This window comes from Hoeflea sp. IMCC20628 (genome assembly GCF_001011155.1).
Lineage (GTDB): Bacteria > Pseudomonadota > Alphaproteobacteria > Rhizobiales > Rhizobiaceae > Hoeflea.
Genome location: NZ_CP011479.1, coordinates 2,684,142 through 2,701,273, shown reverse-complemented (window position 1 = coordinate 2,701,273; position 17,132 = coordinate 2,684,142). Strand labels below are relative to the sequence as shown.

General features: G+C 58.0%; 17 protein-coding genes. 13 read left to right on the top strand and 4 right to left on the bottom strand.

Going from position 1 to position 17,132, the window contains the following annotated elements:
• Window positions 1-6: 6 nt before the first annotated feature.
• On the bottom strand, window positions 7-420 hold the full coding sequence (locus IMCC20628_RS12890; protein WP_047030551.1) for a hypothetical protein: 414 nt from the start codon (window positions 418-420) through the stop codon (window positions 7-9).
• A 393-nt stretch (window positions 421-813) separates the two neighbouring features.
• Here IMCC20628_RS12890 and IMCC20628_RS12885 point away from each other — a divergent pair, with 393 nt between their 5' ends.
• The 7 genes from IMCC20628_RS12885 (at window position 814) to IMCC20628_RS12855 (ending at window position 7,361) form a co-directional block, all read left to right on the top strand.
• Window positions 814-1,974, top strand: a complete 1,161-nt coding sequence (locus IMCC20628_RS12885) for a sialidase family protein (RefSeq protein ID WP_047032544.1) — start codon at window positions 814-816, stop codon at window positions 1,972-1,974.
• 85 nt (window positions 1,975-2,059) lie between these two features.
• Entirely contained in the window at window positions 2,060-2,854 is a 795-nt protein-coding gene (locus IMCC20628_RS12880; protein WP_047030550.1) for a thymidylate synthase, read from the top strand.
• Window positions 2,855-2,862: 8 nt separating this feature from the next.
• Window positions 2,863-3,390 carry a dihydrofolate reductase gene (locus IMCC20628_RS12875; protein WP_047032543.1) on the top strand — a complete coding sequence of 176 codons (528 nt, stop codon included), beginning with the start codon at window positions 2,863-2,865 and terminating at the stop codon, window positions 3,388-3,390.
• A gap of 146 nt (window positions 3,391-3,536) precedes the next feature.
• Window positions 3,537-4,646 carry an FtsH protease activity modulator HflK gene (gene hflK / locus IMCC20628_RS12870; RefSeq protein ID WP_047030549.1) on the top strand — a complete coding sequence of 370 codons (1,110 nt, stop codon included), beginning with the start codon at window positions 3,537-3,539 and terminating at the stop codon, window positions 4,644-4,646.
• Window positions 4,646-5,572 (top strand): protease modulator HflC, encoded by a 927-nt coding sequence (locus IMCC20628_RS12865; protein WP_047030548.1) that lies wholly within the window; start codon window positions 4,646-4,648, stop codon window positions 5,570-5,572. Before hflK ends, IMCC20628_RS12865 begins: the two co-directional genes overlap by 1 nt.
• A 17-nt stretch (window positions 5,573-5,589) precedes the next feature.
• The gene (locus tag IMCC20628_RS12860) at window positions 5,590-5,778 is read left to right on the top strand and encodes a DUF2065 family protein (RefSeq protein ID WP_047030547.1); all 189 of its coding nucleotides are present in this window, start codon (window positions 5,590-5,592) and stop codon (window positions 5,776-5,778) included.
• Window positions 5,779-5,882: 104 nt separating this feature from the next.
• Window positions 5,883-7,361, top strand: a complete 1,479-nt coding sequence (locus IMCC20628_RS12855; protein WP_047030546.1) for a DegQ family serine endoprotease — start codon at window positions 5,883-5,885, stop codon at window positions 7,359-7,361.
• 77 nt (window positions 7,362-7,438) lie between these two features.
• Here IMCC20628_RS12855 and IMCC20628_RS12850 read toward each other — a convergent pair whose 3' ends face one another.
• Both IMCC20628_RS12850 and serB read right to left on the bottom strand, forming a co-directional pair.
• Window positions 7,439-8,011, bottom strand: a complete 573-nt coding sequence (locus IMCC20628_RS12850) for a GNAT family N-acetyltransferase (protein ID WP_047030545.1) — start codon at window positions 8,009-8,011, stop codon at window positions 7,439-7,441.
• Window positions 8,008-8,898 (bottom strand): phosphoserine phosphatase SerB, encoded by an 891-nt coding sequence (serB, locus tag IMCC20628_RS12845; protein ID WP_047030544.1) that lies wholly within the window; start codon window positions 8,896-8,898, stop codon window positions 8,008-8,010. The genes IMCC20628_RS12850 and serB overlap by 4 nt, the downstream gene beginning before the upstream one ends.
• Between serB and miaA the strand changes: the two genes are divergently transcribed.
• A complete protein-coding gene (gene miaA, locus IMCC20628_RS12840) occupies window positions 8,897-9,805 on the top strand; it encodes a tRNA (adenosine(37)-N6)-dimethylallyltransferase MiaA (RefSeq protein ID WP_047030543.1) in 909 nt (302 codons plus the stop codon). The genes serB and miaA overlap by 2 nt on opposite strands.
• 100 nt (window positions 9,806-9,905) lie before the next feature.
• Window positions 9,906-10,679, top strand: coding sequence for a GGDEF domain-containing protein (locus IMCC20628_RS12835; RefSeq protein WP_047030542.1), 774 nt, complete (start codon window positions 9,906-9,908; stop codon window positions 10,677-10,679).
• 199 nt (window positions 10,680-10,878) lie between these two features.
• Here the strand turns inward: IMCC20628_RS12835 and IMCC20628_RS12830 are convergent, their stop codons facing one another.
• Window positions 10,879-12,786, bottom strand: coding sequence for an ATP-binding protein (locus IMCC20628_RS12830; protein ID WP_156174507.1), 1,908 nt, complete (start codon window positions 12,784-12,786; stop codon window positions 10,879-10,881).
• 324 nt (window positions 12,787-13,110) lie between these two features.
• On the opposite strand from IMCC20628_RS12830, the gene IMCC20628_RS12825 reads away from it, so the two are divergent.
• The 4 genes from IMCC20628_RS12825 to IMCC20628_RS12810 all read left to right on the top strand — a co-directional run bounded on the left by IMCC20628_RS12825 (window position 13,111) and on the right by IMCC20628_RS12810 (window position 17,052).
• Window positions 13,111-14,886, top strand: a complete 1,776-nt coding sequence (locus tag IMCC20628_RS12825; RefSeq protein WP_156174506.1) for an acetolactate synthase 3 large subunit — start codon at window positions 13,111-13,113, stop codon at window positions 14,884-14,886.
• A 27-nt stretch (window positions 14,887-14,913) separates the two neighbouring features.
• Window positions 14,914-15,486: an acetolactate synthase small subunit gene (gene ilvN, locus IMCC20628_RS12820; protein ID WP_047030540.1), complete on the top strand. Its 573-nt coding sequence runs from the start codon at window positions 14,914-14,916 to the stop codon at window positions 15,484-15,486.
• Window positions 15,487-15,715: 229 nt separating this feature from the next.
• A complete protein-coding gene (locus tag IMCC20628_RS24270; protein ID WP_082128127.1) occupies window positions 15,716-16,432 on the top strand; it encodes a PD-(D/E)XK nuclease family protein in 717 nt (238 codons plus the stop codon).
• A 17-nt stretch (window positions 16,433-16,449) separates the two neighbouring features.
• Complete coding sequence (locus IMCC20628_RS12810; RefSeq protein WP_047030539.1) at window positions 16,450-17,052, top strand: hypothetical protein; 603 nt, start codon at window positions 16,450-16,452, stop codon at window positions 17,050-17,052.
• Window positions 17,053-17,132: the final 80 nt, after the last annotated feature.

The following is a 17,132-nucleotide window of genomic DNA, read 5'->3' as shown; positions in this document are numbered from 1 at the left end:
TTTTGTTTAATTGGTGCCTTCAAGGCCTTCGACCGGCGTGCAGGGGTACATGTCTGCAAACAGGAAATCCGGGATTTCCACACTGAAGTGATCGGGACGAACACCGAGGCCCAATACGACTCGAGCGGAGACCTTTTCACCTTTGATCATGCATGTGCTGTCAATGGCATCAAGGCCGGATCCGGCACCAGGGACCCTCGTTTCGAGAACGCACTGGAAGTCAGTCCCGGAGATGCTGGTCGGCGACCAATTGATCAGGTCTCCCGATTTGCAGCCGCCGGCTGTCTTCGCATAGGTCGTGTACTGATCGCGGCTGTCGAACAGTTCGTCGCTCTGAGCCAGTGCAGGCAGCGCAACCGCAGTTGCCAGGATGGTTCCTGACAGGAGGGTAAAGGCGCGGATCGTTGAGTATCGTGTCATGTCTGTTCCCAATCAAGTAATGTTAAGTTTCAAATCAATCGCACGACGCGTCAGTGGCACGGTGCTTGAAAGCTTCGCCGTTACCGTAGTCGCATCACTAAAATTATTCTGGCTCGCGGCGAAAAATTGCTTTTATTCCATGGACTTCTCCGGAGGTGCAGCCGGACCGTAGGCGGGATGGCTTGCCGTTGCAAACCGCGCGGAGATGGCATGACGGTTTAATCGAATGTTCCGACTGAGTTGAAGTGGCGGATAAGCGCCGTAATCGCTGGATTGGCCGGCTGGGCTGTTGCAGCAAGCGAGTGCTGCTCGTCTGAGCCAGGCCATCGTCCCCGTCTTTTCTCCGGCCCGTTCCGGTGATAAACTGAAATCGGTTTGACGGAGCGCACCCTGATGTCTTCAAAAAGCGTGACAGTCCTCATCGGCACCACCAAGGGTGCCTTTCGCATCAACGCTGGCAAAGATCGCGATGGCTGGTCTGTCACCGGGCCGTTCTGCGATGGCTGGCCGATCAATCACATGATTGGCGATCCGGTGACCGGCACGATCTGGGCCGCGGGCGGCGGTGACTGGCACGGCGCCGGGGTCTGGCGTTCCGGCGATGGCGGCGAGAACTGGACCGTCACCCGCCTGACCAGGGGCAGGATGGACGATTGGGCCGCCAACGACCCGGACTTTGCCGCCATGATCAACTGGACTGATGAGCCATTGCCGTTCGCGGACGGCTTTTCGCAGATCTGGTCGGTCGGCTATGCGCACGGTACACTCTATGCAGGGACCAAGCCGGCCAGTCTCTTGGCCAGCGATGATGGCGGTGAAACCTGGGAGAGGGTGCAAGGCCTGACCGACCATCCATCCTCCGACAGCTGGAACCCCGGCGCCGCCGGTCTGGTGTTGCACACCATTGTTTCAGATCCCTCCGATCCGAAAAAACTCTGGGTCGGCATCTCGGCCGCAGGTGTCTTTGCCACCGAAGATGGCGGTGCGACCTGGGAGCGCCGCAACCGGCTTTCCAATGCAGACAGTTGCGCGCATCACGACCATCCGGCTGCTCCACGCGACGGTGAAATCGGCCACTGCGTCCACAACATGATGCGCGCGCCGGGCACCGCCGATCTGCTCTATCAGCAAAACCACCACGGGGTCTGGCGCTCGGTTGATGGCGGCCGCAACTGGGACGATATTACCGCTGGACTGCCTTCCACCTTCGGTTTCCCGATCCGGGTGCATCCGCGCGACCCCGACACGATCTGGACGCTGCCACTCAATGGCGACAGCGCTGGCCGGTTTCCGCCTGATGCGGCCGCCGCGGTCAGGCGCACGCAGGATGGTGGCGAAAGCTGGCAGGATTTGCGCCAAGGATTGCCCCAGAAAAGCTGCTATTTCACCGTTTTGCGCCAAGCCATGGCAGGCGACGCACGCGATCCGGCCGGCATCTATTTCGGCACCAACAGCGGTTCGGTTTTCGCCAGCCTTGATGAAGGCGACAGCTGGGAAGAGATCGCCCGGCACCTGCCGACGATTCTGGCCGTTGAGGTTCTCGATCGCGCTTAAGCAGCGGGGATAACCGGAAGCTGGCGTTTAAGCGGATGCCCAAACCGGTTAGGGTTGCGGCTCCTCGAATCATCAAGCGGCGGCCATGCAGCAATATCACGACCTATTACGCCTTGTTCTCGACCAGGGGTTTGACCGCGACGACCGCACCGGCACCGGCACGCGCAGTCTGTTCGGCCACCAGATGCGGTTCGATCTGGCGGCGGGTTTTCCGGCGTTGACCACCAAGAAACTGCACCTCCGCTCGATCATCCACGAACTGCTGTGGTTTTTGAAAGGCGACACCAACATCGCCTATCTCAAGGCCAACGGTGTTTCGATCTGGGATGAATGGGCCGACGAGAACGGCGATCTTGGGCCGGTCTACGGCGCGCAATGGCGATCCTGGCCGGTACAGGATGGCACCACGATCGACCAGATCGCCGGCGTGCTGAAACAGATCAAGGCCAACCCGTCATCGCGTCGGCTCATCGTTTCGGCCTGGAACCCTGCGGAAGTCGACCAGATGGCGCTGCCGCCATGCCACTGCCTGTTCCAGTTCTATGTCGCCGACGGCAAACTGTCCTGTCAGCTCTATCAGCGTTCCGCCGATATTTTCCTGGGCGTACCGTTCAACATCGCCTCCTACGCGCTGCTGACCATGATGGTAGCGCAGGTCACCGGCCTCAAGCCGGGCGATTTCGTTCACACTCTGGGTGACGCGCATATCTACAAGAATCATTTTGACCAGGCTGATCTTCTGTTGAGCCGGAAGCCGAAGGCTCTGCCGGTGATGCGGATCAATCCCGATGTCAGCGATCTGTTCGCCTTTGCCTATGAGGATTTCAAGCTCGAAGGCTACGACCCGCATCCGGCCATTTCAGCTCCGATCGCGGTGTGATCATGATGATGACAAACGAGCAACCCGATGTGAAAATTGTCCTGGTCGCCGCTCATGCCCGCAACGGCGTGATCGGCCGTGACGGCGATATGCCCTGGCGGTTGCCGTCTGATCTGAAACATTTCAAAGCCGTGACCCTGGGGACTCCAGTGATCATGGGACGCAAGACCTATCTCTCGATTGGAAGGCCGCTGCCCGGTCGCGCCAATATTGTGGTCTCGCGATCAGGCTTTTCGGCCGATGGCGTGCAAACCGTGGACAGCGTGGAGGCCGCACTGGAACTGGCGCGCGACCATGCCCGCAACGCGGGCGGCAGCCAGGTCTCTGTGATCGGCGGCGGTGAAATCTATGCGCAGGCTATTGGCCTGGCCGATGAACTCTGTCTCACAGAGGTCGATGCAGAGATCGACGGCGATACGGTGTTTCCGGCGATTGATTCGAACCAGTGGCAAAAGGTCAGCCTGTCGGATCCGGTGCAGTCAGAAAAAGACAGCCATCCCGTCCGCTTTGCCCTCTGGCAGCGGCGAGAGCGATAATTCGACCGGAATAATGGCTAAACTGGGCCCGATTGTACAATGCCGCGTTGAAAGCGGCCGGTACGATACCTATAACGAGGACAGCGTGCGCGTTCTGGTGGAAATCCACCGGGGCGCGCCATAACACGGTTCGAAAAGAGGTATTGATGCCCTGGAGTAATCAAAACGGAGGCGGCGGCGGTCCATGGGGCGGCGGCGGAGATAACAATCAGGGACCATGGGGCAAGGGTCCTCAACCGCCACGCAATGGCGGCAACCCACCCGATCTTGAAGAATTGATCCGGCGCGGCCAGGACAAGCTGCGCCAGGTGCTTCCCGGCGGCGGCGGTGGCCCCGGTTCGGGCAGCAACAAGGCAATCATCGGTCTGGTCATTTTAGGATTGGCCGGCCTTTGGCTGATGCAGTCGGTCTACACGGTCCAGCCGGACGAGCGCGGCGTTGAACTGCGCTTCGGCAAGCCCAAGGACGAAGTTTCCCAGCCTGGCCTGCACATGATTTTCTGGCCCTTCGAAACGGTCGAACTGGCCCGGATCGTCGAGCGCGAAATGGACACCGGCGGTTCTTCCCGCACAGGTTCCAGCGACGGCTTGATGCTGTCCGGCGATCAGAACATCGTCGATGTCGAATTCAAGGTGCTCTATGCCGTTCAGGATCCCAAGGCGTTCCTGTTCAATGTTGCACGTCCTGAAGACACGCTGCGCCAGGTTGCCGAAAGCGCCATGCGCGAAGTTGTTGGCCGCAGGCCGGCGCAGGACATTTTCCGCGACAATCGTGAAGTGATTGCAACGGAAGTCCAGACCATCATGCAAACCGTTATGGACGCTTTCCCGTCAGGCATCGTGGTCAACCAGGTCTCGATCGAAGACGCCGCACCGCCGCGCGAAGTGGCTGATGCCTTTGACGAGGTGCAGCGCGCCGAGCAGGACGAAGACCGTTTCGTTGAGGAATCCAACCAGTACGCCAACCAGAAACTTGGTCAGGCTCGTGGTGAAGGCGCCCAGCGCCGTGAAGAAGCCTCTGCTTACAAGGATCGCGTCGTCAATGAGGCGACCGGTGAAGCAGGCCGCTTCCTTTCGGTCTATGCGGAATATGCCAAGGCACCGGACGTGACCCGGTCACGGCTCTATCTCGAAACCCTTGAAAAGGTCCTCGGCGGATCTGACAAGGTCATCATCGGTCAGGATGGCAACGGCTCCGGCGTCGTGCCCTATCTGCCCCTGCCTGAAGTCCGCAAGAATGCAGGAGGCACCAACTAATGGGTAATCGTCTTCCAATTATCATCGGTCTTCTGGCCGTCGTCGCCTTTCTCGTCTGGTCGTCGCTGTTTGTCGTCAACGAACGTCAGCAGGCAATCGTCGTCCGCTTCGGTGAGATTCAGAGTGTGAAGACCGAACCCGGTCTTTACTTCAAACTGCCGTTTGCCTTCATCGAGGCCGACACGGTGCAATATGTCGAGGACCGGGCCTTGCGCTTCGACCTCGAAAACATCCGTGTGCAGGTCTCGGGCGGCAAGTTCTACGAAGTCGACGCATTCGTGCTCTACAGGATCGCCAATGCAGAGGTCTTCCGTCAAACTGTCTCCGGCGATCTGGTGGCTGTCGAATCCCGGCTCCGGACTCGTCTGAACTCGGCTCTGCGTACCGTTTACGGTCTGCGCGGGTTTGAGGCAGCATTGTCGGAAGAACGTACTTCGATGATGCGTGAAGTGCGCGATCAGCTTCGTCCCGAAGCCACATCGCTCGGTTTGCAGATCGACGACGTGCGTATCCGCCGCACCGATCTCACTCAGGAAGTCTCGCAGCAGACCTTTGAACGGATGAAGGCTGAACGTCTGGCCGAAGCCGAACTGATCCGTGCACGAGGCAACGAAGCAGCACAGCGTATTCGCGCTATCGCCGACCGTCAGGTTGTCGAGATAGTGTCTGAAGCCGCGCGTGATGCCGAACTGATCCGGGGTGAAGGCGACGGTGAACGTAACCGCATCTTCGCCGAGGCATTTTCGAAAGACGCGGAATTCTTTGAATTCTACCGTTCGATGAACGCCTACAGCGAAGCGCTTGCCGACACCGGCACCACCATGGTGCTGTCGCCGACATCCGAGTTCTTCCGCTATTTCAACAACAGTGCTGCCGACGTGAAGCCAGCCGCTCCAGCGGTGGCTCCTGCTGTTCCGGCCAACTGATTGAAGGGTGATCGCCAGTGAGCACGATCTTTCTGGCGATTGGACTTGTACTGGTTGTGGAGGGGCTGGCCTATGCGCTGGCCCCTTCCTTTATCCGCCGCATGGCGGAAGAATTGCCCAAGCTTGCGGATGAGTATCTGCGCATCTTCGGAGTTGCCGCGCTCGCGATCGGGGTCGGGCTCGTCTATCTGGCTCAGCATCTGTAAATTGCGCCGATGCGCCATGACGCAAGTGTGACTGGACGTGCCGGAACAGCGCCATAAATTGTGATCACTGCCAATGGGCATTGTCGTTCAAGGAGACCGTCTTGATGAGGAATTTTCGCTTTCGCGCAGTCACAATGGCCTTCGCCGCAGCCATGATGATGGCATCGCCGGGCCTGGTGCCAGCTTATTCACAATCCAATTCCGGGCCTGCCTCTGTGGCGGATCTCGCCGAGGGTCTGCTGGATGCGGTGGTCAATATTTCGACGTCGCAGAACGTAGCCAGCAACAAGGCCCAACCTCGGATGAGGGCCCCTGACGGTTCTCCCTTCCAGGATTTTTTCGACGAGTATTTTGGGGATCGCGAACAGGGCGGACCGACCAACAGGAAAGTGTCCTCACTGGGATCCGGCTTCGTCATTGATGCCGAAAACGGCATCATCGTTACCAACAATCACGTCATCGAAGGTGCCGATGAAATTGAAATCAATTTCGCTGACGGTTCCAAACTCCCGGCCGAACTGGTTGGCGCCGACACCAAAACCGATCTCGCGGTGTTGAAGGTCAAGCCGCTCAAGCCGTTGACCGAAGTGCCCTTTGGCAACTCCGGCACCATGCGCATCGGCGACTGGGTGATGGCCATCGGCAATCCCTTCGGTCTCGGCGGCACGGTGACGGTCGGCATCATCTCGGCGCGCGGCCGTGACATAAATTCCGGCCCCTATGACAATTTCATCCAGACAGATGCCGCCATCAACCGCGGCAACTCCGGCGGTCCGTTGTTCAACATGACCGGCGAAGTCATTGGCATCAATACCGCAATCATTTCGCCGTCCGGTGGTTCCATCGGTATTGGTTTTGCGGTGCCGACCGAACTTGCCCTCAATGTCATCAACCAGCTCCGCGAATTCGGCGAAACCCGGCGTGGCTGGCTCGGCGTCCGCATCCAGCCGGTTACCGATGATATCGCCGAAAGTCTCGGCATGGCTGAAGCCAGGGGTGCTTTGGTCGCTGGCGTCATTCGTGACGGACCTGTCGATGATGGCTCGATTGAAGCCGGTGACGTGATCATCCGTTTCGATGGCAAGGAAATCGATGTCATGCGCGATCTGCCGCGCGTCGTTGCCGAAAGCCCGGTCGGAGAGGCTGTCGATGTTGTGGTCATTCGCAAGGGCGAAGAGCAGACCATCAAGGTGACATTGGGACGGCTGGAAGATGGCGAGCAACTGGCAAACGCCGAGACCGGCGACGATGGTGATACGGATGTTCCCGATGCAGCACCCGCAGCCATCGTGACCCTCGGTATGACGCTCGCCGAACTGACCGACGATATCCGCGAGCAATTTGGCATCGCAGGCGATGTTGAAGGCGTGGTCATCACCGAAGTTGAGGCCGATTCCGCTGCCGCCGAAAAGCGCATCGAACCCGGCGATGTCATTGCCGAAATCGCCCAGGAAGAGGTGACGACACCGCAAGATGTGGTCGATCGCATTGCCGCGCTCAAGCAGGACGGCCGCCGCAACGCTCTTTTGATGCTGGCCGGACGCACCGGCGAATTGCGCTTTGTCACAGTGCGCATGGACTGATCCGGTCGCGCTCAAGCGATTGAAAACAATCAGGCGGCTTTCGGGCCGCCTTTTTTGTCTCTGTGGCTGACTTGGTTTCAGGGCCGGGGATCGGTTGCGTGCATCTGGTAGATGACATGGCGTTTGAGATGCGGCATCTCATCGGGGACGCCGGGATGGTCAAAATCCAGATCAGGCCGTGCGGTCATCCCGATACGCCGCATCACCGCAATAGATGGCTGGTTGTCTGCGACGGCGAAGGCTGAGATGTGATCAAGCCCGATCTCGTCAAACCCGTGCGCAAGCAGTGCGCGGGCGGCTTCGCTGGCCAATCCCTTGCCCCAGGCTTCCGGGACATAGCGCCAGCCGATCTCAACGCCGGGGCAAATTGCCTCCTCGTCCTCGTCGCGGATCTTCGCAAGTCCGGTAAAACCGATTGGCTTGCCGCTGACGCGATCTTCCGCGAGTGCCCAGCCAAACCCGTTGGAGGAGGCTTGGGCACGCAACCTGTCCAACACCTCGTCCGCCTCTGCGCGACTGCGGCGGAATGGGAAATATTTCAGAATTTCGTCTTCGGAATTCATCCGGTGAAAGAAGCTGCGATCTGCTTCGGTATCTTCCCAGTGCCGAATTCGCTGGCGATCGGTGATCAGCAGGCTGCCGATTTTCATGACGTCACGAAATCGCTTCGGCGGTAGCCTTGCAGATACAAGAGCGCCGTCAGATCGCCATGGTCGATGCGTATATCGGCCTGGGCCGCGACCGACGGCTTGGCGTGCAGCGCAACGCCCGTGCCGGCGCAGGAAAGCATGCCGAGATCATTGGCGCCGTCGCCCACAGCAATCGCGTCAGTCGGATCGAGCCCCAGACGGGCCGCAATGTCCTCCAGCGCATCGACTTTCGCCTGCTTGCCGAGGATCGGCTCGCGCACGGTGCCACTGAGCACGCCATTGTCGCTTTCGAGAATGTTGGCGCGGTTTTCATCAAACCCCAGCTTGGCGGCAACTTCAGACGTAAACGAGGTGAAGCCACCCGACACCAGGGCTGTGTAGTGGCCATTGGCGCGCATGGTTGCGACCAGTTCGCGGCCCCCCGGCGTCAGTGTGATGCGGCTATCAATCACCTTGGCAATGACACCGACTGGCAGGCCTTTGAGCAGGCCGACCCGCTCCCTCAGCGCCGGCTCGAAGGCGATCTCGCCGTTCATCGCCCGCGCGGTGATCGCGGAAACCTTGTCCTTCAATCCGACTTCGGCTGCGAGCTCGTCAATGCACTCCTGGCCGATCATGGTGGAATCCATGTCTGCGATGAGGATTTTCTTGCGCCGGGTTTCGGCAATCTGAACCGCAACATCCACCGGCAGGTCGCCGATGACGGCCCTGAGGAGGGCAAGCGTTTCTGCGACATCGGTTCCATCCCTGAGCGCGATATCACAGGCCACGCCATCGGCGAGCCAGTAGAGGCCAACTCCGTTCACAGCGTCGAAAGCCGCTTCGCCCAGCTTTGGCGACACAACAGGATTTGACGGATTGGCGACAAGCGTGGCAACGAGGGCCATGAAACAAATACTCCGGCGACAAGATATCTCGGCAATCCTGATAGCCGGGCCAACCGCCAGCGGCAAGTCCGCGCTGGCGCTTGAGATGGCGCGCGATCTCGGCGGCGAGATCGTCAACGCCGATTCCATGCAGGTCTATTCCGTGCTCGACCGCTTGACCGCGCGCCCCGATCAGCAGGATCTCGCGTTGGCGCCGCACCATCTCTACGGCCATGTTTCGCCAGAAACCGCCTATTCCACCGGATTGTGGCTGGATCAGGCCACGCAGACCATTGCCGGGATACGCGCCCGTGGCGCCCTTCCAGTGGTTGTGGGCGGCACCGGTCTGTATTTCCGTGCGCTGACAGGCGGGCTTTCTGACATGCCGGTGATTCCTGACCCGATACGCAACGAATTGCGCGCCCGGCTGGAGAGCGAAGGCGTTGAGGCATTGCATGCGGAGCTTTTCCGGCTGGACCCCGACATGGGCGCAAGGCTCCGGCCCGCCGACCGCCAGCGGATCTTGCGTGCGCTGGAAGTCGTGGTTGCGACCGGGCAATCCATCACGCGGTTTCAGGGCCGTGGCGGCGTGCAGATCGTCGATCCCCGAACCGCGCATTGCGTCGTCATCGAGCCAGACCGCGCCCAGTTGCACGCACGGATCAACCAGCGCTTCGAGAAAATGGTGGAGCAGGGGGCTCTTGATGAGGTCAGAAAACTGATGTCGCTGAATGTCCCGCCTCAACATCCCGGCATGAAGGCGATCGGCGTGAGCCAACTCGCCGATTATCTTGCCGGACGCCAATCCCTCGATCAAGCTGTAGAACTGGCAAGCACAGCCACCCGGCAATACGCCAAACGCCAGATGACCTGGTTTCGAAACCAACTCGACGAGCAATGGGAAAGAGTACACCCGAAAGTGGGATAATCGGTTGCCATGCAACCGCTGGAGGGCTATCGCGTTAAGCCAAATATAACTTGTGGGGGGTAAGTTCTTCCTACGCCGTCATTTCATTCGGTTAGGATTCATGCGCTTTCACAAGGCCGAGCTGTTTTTCTTTTTGCTGATGGGGCTTGTTGGTCTCGGCGGCGTGTTTTCGTGGGCGGCATTTTCCGCCGCGACGGGCGGCCTTGTGGTCGGCGGAATGGATACCTCTGCAAAGTTTGCCTTCATGGGCCTGGTGCTGGCAATGCTGTCGGTGGTTTGTGGTTTGTGCCTGATTTACCCGATCATGTCGCGCGGTTTGCGCGAACGCGGCAAACTCCAGGAAATGACGGAATCCCTGTCCGTGCGGTCGTTGTCTTTGGAACATGCTGCCGTCACCGATGGACTGACCGGCATGTACAATCGCCGCTATTTTGATGATGCGTTGAGCGAATATCTCAATGCGTTTGGCCAGATCGGAAAGCCGATCGGCATGGTCATCCTCGATCTTGATCACTTCAAGATAGTCAACGACACCCATGGCCACGATGTTGGCGATGAAGTCCTGCGCCAGGTTGCGGAGTGCCTGCAGGTGTTCACACGATACCATGATGTGCTTGCCCGGCTTGGTGGCGAGGAGTTTGCGATCCTGTCGCCCAACATCACCGAACGCCAGCTCTACAATCTGTCGGACCGGATTCGCCAGGCCATCTCGGAGCTCAAGATCAAGAACGGCAACGTCACGCTGAAAGTGACCGTCAGCGCCGGATTGGCGATCTGGGATGGAGCCGAAACCGGTGAAGACCTTTATCGCCGCGCCGACAAGCAGCTCTACGAAGCCAAACGCAAGGGCCGAAACCGCGTTTGCGCGGCCTGAGAAATCATCAATCAGATTGACCGATACGCTGGTGCGCCTGACTTCGAGGCTTGAAAGGCTGTGATCAAATCAGGGTTCATATGTACCGTTGCCACAACGTGCATTAACGAGACCCATGCTGCGCCAACCGACGAACAAGAAATCGTTCGGGCGGAGATAATCCATGTTCCATCCAATTGGATGCGCGGCGCTGTAGTCCTCAGGACTTCAGGAGCGAGGACAGTGGCTTTTTCAGCAGGCTAGAGCGAAGTGCTGTGAGTTCCTGCCGCTGGGTAGTCGTTTCGACAGCCGGCGCTTCGTAGGTGCCGTAATCACGATCTGGCGAATGCGATTGAACAGGAACGTCGCTGACCCGGCGCATCGGCGGGGCGGGGCTGCTGTAATCCGGCGGCTCGATGGACGGCGACTGCGGTGCGAAGGTTTTGGGCGCCTGCGCATCAGGCTTTGTGCCTTCGTCAATATGGCGCATGCGCATGACAATTTTGCCCAGGTCGACAGTGTTCGGATCCCCACGATGAACCGGCTGCAATCCGGAATTCGCGCGTGGCAAAATGTCCTCGGGGACGCGTTCGAACACCATGCGCATCGGCACGGCCACGGCTTCGCCGAAGGCAATGGCCTCGCCATTGCCGATCGAAGACAGGAAACTCATGGTCGAAGCGGACGAATCCGGAATAGCCGAGCGAATGATTTCCTGATCCTTGTCGTTGGACAGCCGCATGGCGAAGACCGTCGAGCATTGAGACAGAATCGTCGGGTCAAGTTCGCCGGGACGCTGGGTGATCACGCCAAGGCTGACGCCGTATTTACGGCCCTCCTTGGCAATGCGCGAGATGGCTTGCCGGGTCGGAAAAAAGCCAAGCTCCGGGTCGGCAGGAACATAGCGGTGGGCTTCTTCGCAGACCACAAGGATTCTCACCCCTCCTGCGCTCCACAGCGCGATCTCGAAAGCCATGCGGCACAGGATGGAGGCAACCGAATTCACCACTTCGGAAGGAATGCCTGCCAACTGGAATGTGGTGACGGGCTTTCCGTCGCCTGGAATGCGGAAGATGTGGCTGATCGTGGTCAGGATCGTGTCATGGATCGTGTTGGATGAGAACATGAACTCATAGCGCGGATCATTGACTGCCGCCTGGATGCGCACCTTGAGCGCGCGCAGATGTGGTTTTTCGGCGCGCCCCTCGAGCTTTCCGATACGCTCGTCGATCAGCGCCAGCAGATCCGCAATCCTGTAGGGCACAGGCGTGTCTGCGGTCAGCGAGGATTTTTCCGGTGCACGGCGCATCAGAACGCTGTCGGTGCTGCCCTTGAACATCCGCTTGGCTTCCGGGATCATATCGCGCAGAACGTCGATCTCGTCGGGGATCGACGGGCGACCGCGAAACAGGACCTCGGTGAATTCCTCAAGCCGGAACAGCCAGAACGGCAGGTCAAGCGTATCGGTATCGATGACGACCGATTGGGTTGGAAAGGCTGCGGCGAATTCGTTGTGCGGATCAAGAATCAGCACCCGCAAGGCCGGATCTGACTGCAGTGCCTTGTGCAGCAGCAGCGTGACTGCGGTGGTCTTGCCCACGCCAGTGGTTCCGACCACGGCGAAATGCCGTGACAACAGGGACGGCACGTGAACAAGCGCACCCAGCGATGTGTCCTGGGTCAACCGGCCAATGACCGCTGTATCGCTGACGCCCGGATCATAAATCACTGCGAGGTCGGCGGAGCGCATGCGGTGAACGATCGCGCCGAGGTAGGGGTATTGCGTTATGCCTGCGCTGAACTCGGCTTTTCCTGTCACGCCAAGACGGATCTCTCCGACCAGTTCGACTTCGATATGCATGACGTTGTCTGTGGTTTCCGACCATGCCGTTGTATCTGTCGCCATGGAGCAGACAAGTGCAACAACCCGGTTGTCACCGACACTGATCGAAATCAGCCGTCCGACGGACCACAATTCGGCCAGCCCGTTGCCGTCTTTTCCGGCAAGCGCGCTGATCATCGCTTTGGAGCCGGAGCAGCCGATGACGCGCCCCATCAACCTGTTTCCGGGCGCGAAAGAACCGCGACGATCGGCGTCGTTCTCGGCGTCTGGGCTCGATGAAGTCATCCCGGCATCCATGTTCTGCATATTTTCCACAGCAGCAGCATCGCACTCCAGAGTTAATGGGATGTTGCTCGCGCCTGTTTTTGACGTCTGTTTGGCATCAATCATCGAAAAAAGCCGTTGACCCGGCCTTTGCGAGGCGATACGAGAGTTGTTATGAACAACTTCGCGAACATTCTCGTGGTAGGACCGCGCATGGGCAGGGTGGCGTAGCCACCCGGCGAAAGCTCCCATGCGCGAAACACAGGCTCCTCCGGGGGCCTTTTTTTATGGCTTAATCCGGGCTATTGAGCCCGACAAACAGACTGAAATAAGGGGTCAGGCGATATGGCCGGCAAGCAAATGGAAATGACGGGCGCGGAAATGGTTCTGCAGGCGCTCAGAGACAATGGCGTCAAGCACATGTTCGGCTATCCCGGCGGCGCGGTCCTGCCGATTTACGACGAACTGCATCAGCAGGACGATATCGAGCACATTCTGGTTCGCCACGAGCAGGGCGCCGGTCACATGGCAGAAGGCTATGCCCGCTCGACCGGCAAGCCCGGCGTCGTGCTTGTGACTTCGGGACCGGGTGCGACCAATGTGGTCACCGCACTTCAGGACGCTTTGATGGATTCAATCCCGATCGTCTGCCTCACCGGCCAGGTCCCCACATCGCTGATCGGCTCCGACGCCTTCCAGGAGTGCGACACCGTCGGTATCACCCGGCCGTGCACCAAGCACAACTGGCTGGTCAAGGACGTCAATCAGCTTTCCCGCGTCATTCATGAAGCCTTCCGTGTCGCCACCACCGGACGCCCCGGACCTGTCGTTGTCGACATCCCCAAGGATGTTCAGTTTGCAACCGGCATCTATACGCCGCCGTCACCGGTGATCGAGCAGAAGAGCTACCAGCCGAAACTCTCGGGCGATCTCGACACAATCCGCGCCGCGGTCGACCTGATGGCCACTGCCAAGCGCCCGATCATCTATTCGGGCGGCGGTGTGATCAATTCCGGCCGGGAAGCCTGTCAGTTGCTGCGCGAACTGGTTGAACTGACCGCCGCGCCGATCACCTCAACCTTGATGGGGCTGGGCGCTTATCCGGCATCGGGCACGAACTGGATGGGCATGCTGGGCATGCACGGCACCTATGAAGCCAACATGGCGATGCATGATTGCGACGTCATGATCTGCATCGGTGCACGCTTCGATGACCGCATCACTGGCCGTCTCGACGCCTTCTCGCCGAATTCGAAGAAAATCCACATCGACATCGATCCGTCTTCGATCAACAAGAATGTCCGCACCGATATCGGCATTATCGGTGACATCGGCCATGTGCTTGAGGACATGGTCCGGTTGTGGCGTGCGTCGAAAAAGACCGACCGCAGCCAGCTCGCCGACTGGTGGACCCAGATCGACAAGTGGCGGGCGCGCAATTCGCTGGCCTATCCGGACAACAGGGATGTGATCATGCCGCAATACGCGATCCAGCGGCTCTATGAGCTGACCAAGGAGCGCGACACCTACATCACCACCGAGGTTGGCCAGCACCAGATGTGGGCGGCACAGTTTTACGGCTTCGAGGAACCCAACCGCTGGATGACGTCGGGCGGTCTGGGCACCATGGGCTATGGCTTCCCCGCGGCAATCGGCGTGCAGGTCGCGCACCGCGACAGTCTGGTCATCGACATTGCCGGCGATGCCTCGATCCAGATGTGCATCCAGGAAATGTCCTGTGCTGTGCAATACGGCCTGCCGGTGAAGATTTTCATCCTCAACAACCAGTACATGGGCATGGTCCGGCAGTGGCAGCAATTGCTGCATGGCAACCGGCTGTCGCATTCCTACACGGAATCGATGCCTGACTTCGTCAAGCTGGCCGAAGCCTATGGTGGCGTCGGCATCCGTTGCGACAAGCCTGCCGATCTCGACGATGCGATCACCAAGATGATCGACACGCCAGGACCGGTGATCTTCGATTGCCGGGTGGCGGCACTCGCAAACTGCTTCCCGATGATCCCGTCAGGCAAGGCGCATAACGATATGCTGCTGCCTGACGAAGCCACCGACGAAGCTGTCGCCAACGCCATTGATGCCAAAGGCCGCGCGCTCGTTTGAGCCGCGCCTGTTAGAGGAACTGATCACATGAACGCTCAGTATCAACCCACCGGTTCGGCCTATTTCATGACCGCCGAAACCGCTCTTCCGGAAACCCACACCCTATCGGTTCTGGTCGACAACGAGCCGGGCGTTCTTGCCCGCGTCATCGGCCTGTTTTCCGGCCGTGGCTACAACATCGAAAGTCTGACGGTCTCGGAAACAGAGCATGAGGCGCATCTCTCGCGCATCACCATCGTCACCACCGCAACCCCGAATGTGCTTGAACAGGTCAAGGCGCATCTATCACGCATCATTCCGGTCCACCGCGTGGTTGACTTGACGGTGCGGTCTGTCGAGCTTGGTCATGACAAGCCGCTGGAGCGGGAACTTGCGCTGGTCAAGGTGACCGGCACCGGCGAGAACCGGGTCGAGGCGTTGCGCCTCGCCGAGGCCTTCCGCGCCCAGGTGATCGACGCCAATACGGAGCATTTCATTTTCGAAATCACCGGCCGGGTGTCCAAGATCGAACAGTTCATCTCGATCATGAAACCGCTCGGTCTGGTCGAAATTTGCCGCACCGGCATCGCCGCCATGAACCGCGGCCCGCAGGGGATGTGATTCAAATTTTCTGTCACTATCTGAGGCGATGATGACAGGTATCGTTGCTTCGGGTGGCTGAGGATGGAAAGAGGCCTATGGATGTCTTGCTGACACTTTTGAGGTGTCCGGGTAAATATGCTTTGGGGCGCGGCGCATATTTTTGTGTTTGTAGTTTTTGGCGGGCAAGTATTTAATTATAAGAGCAGAAAACTCCGAATTAACGTCGACCCCCTATCGGTATTTGGCCATGCAAGCGCGGGCAAATCGTGGTGCATTTGATGGGGCTGTGCTGAGAAGGTACGACCAGAGGCGTACTAATTTCCTGCTTGATAAGATGGCGCAACTCTCAGCGCTGGCCCAGAAGCAAACACCGGTTGATTGTAAAGGCTTGAATGCAATTTATGGATTAACCAAGGCTCATCACTCTTTTGATGCACCATGCTTGGATTGGGGTTTTGAACTAACTGAACCGCAAGCAACAAGAACCATCGCTCACCTTCTCAATAGAGGACCAGATGATGTCCGGGCGGAAAGACTGATTGCCTTTTACAAAGCATTGAAGTCTTCGGACGTGCCGACACTTCAAGAAGCGAAGAGCGCGGTTGTGGAAGCAGAGGTGAACCGCATCGATCTGATGCTCAAATATCAAAAGACCGGAAAAGAAAAAATGTATTCGGCCCTAGTAATTGAGGCCAAATTTGGTCACATAATTACACGTGGACAGTTGGCGAATTATACGAAAATCGTTCAAAAAGACCGGGATATTGACAATGCTTCGACCAAATTGGTGGTTCTCGGTCTCGATGATAGCGCCATGCATGGGTTAAAAGGGCGTCAATGGACAAATTGGCGGTTTGTCTCTTGGCGTGACCTATGGCTACGGTTCGAGCGGACACGGCCTGCCGAGGATGATCCCAGTTTGAAAATTTTCTTGAATTGGCTTTGGCGCAGAATAAATTTGTAAAATCCAAGAGGTATCGAATGCTTGAGTTTGAAGTACCGCTCTCGATGAAAGAGTATATTAATAACAAAAGAGTCCGAAGCGCTGTCGATGATCTGGTTGGGAAATTGGATGGTGATGACATGATTGAATGTGATTGGTCAGAGGCGCGGGAATACAATCAAGCTCTGCTTTTTGCTGCTCAGGTCAGGACAGATTTTGTAGAGATGTTCTATCGCGTATGGGAAGCTACGTTTGGAGTAAACAACGCAAGTCGGCTTGGGGACGGTTTTTTTGATTATTCCAATTCAAGCCCATCAGATGTTTGGGAGCATAAATGTATTGAGATAGATTATTATCGAGACAAAAATAAGAAAAATGAAGGGAGGAGTGATTGTTTAATATTGATGTTAGTCGACGAAGAGATTTGTTTGCACGTTTATAGGTTTTTGGACAATGATAGTATGGTTTCTCTTGGGGCCGCAGCAGACGTTGAAGGCTGGGTAGTTGAGCAGGAAGGTCGCGGAGATATTCTTGCGAATTCGCGTGTCAAAATGACGGATTTCATAGCTGACCCTGATCAAGTAATTCGCCGGTTTAGCGACGATGCAAAAAGGATAATTGAAGCGCTACTTAAGGATTGAAAAGAGCATTCAAAATCGTCGGGATGACGGCTTGTTCCAAGTGGAAAAATCAGCAGCTTTAACCGGCATCGCCGCCATGA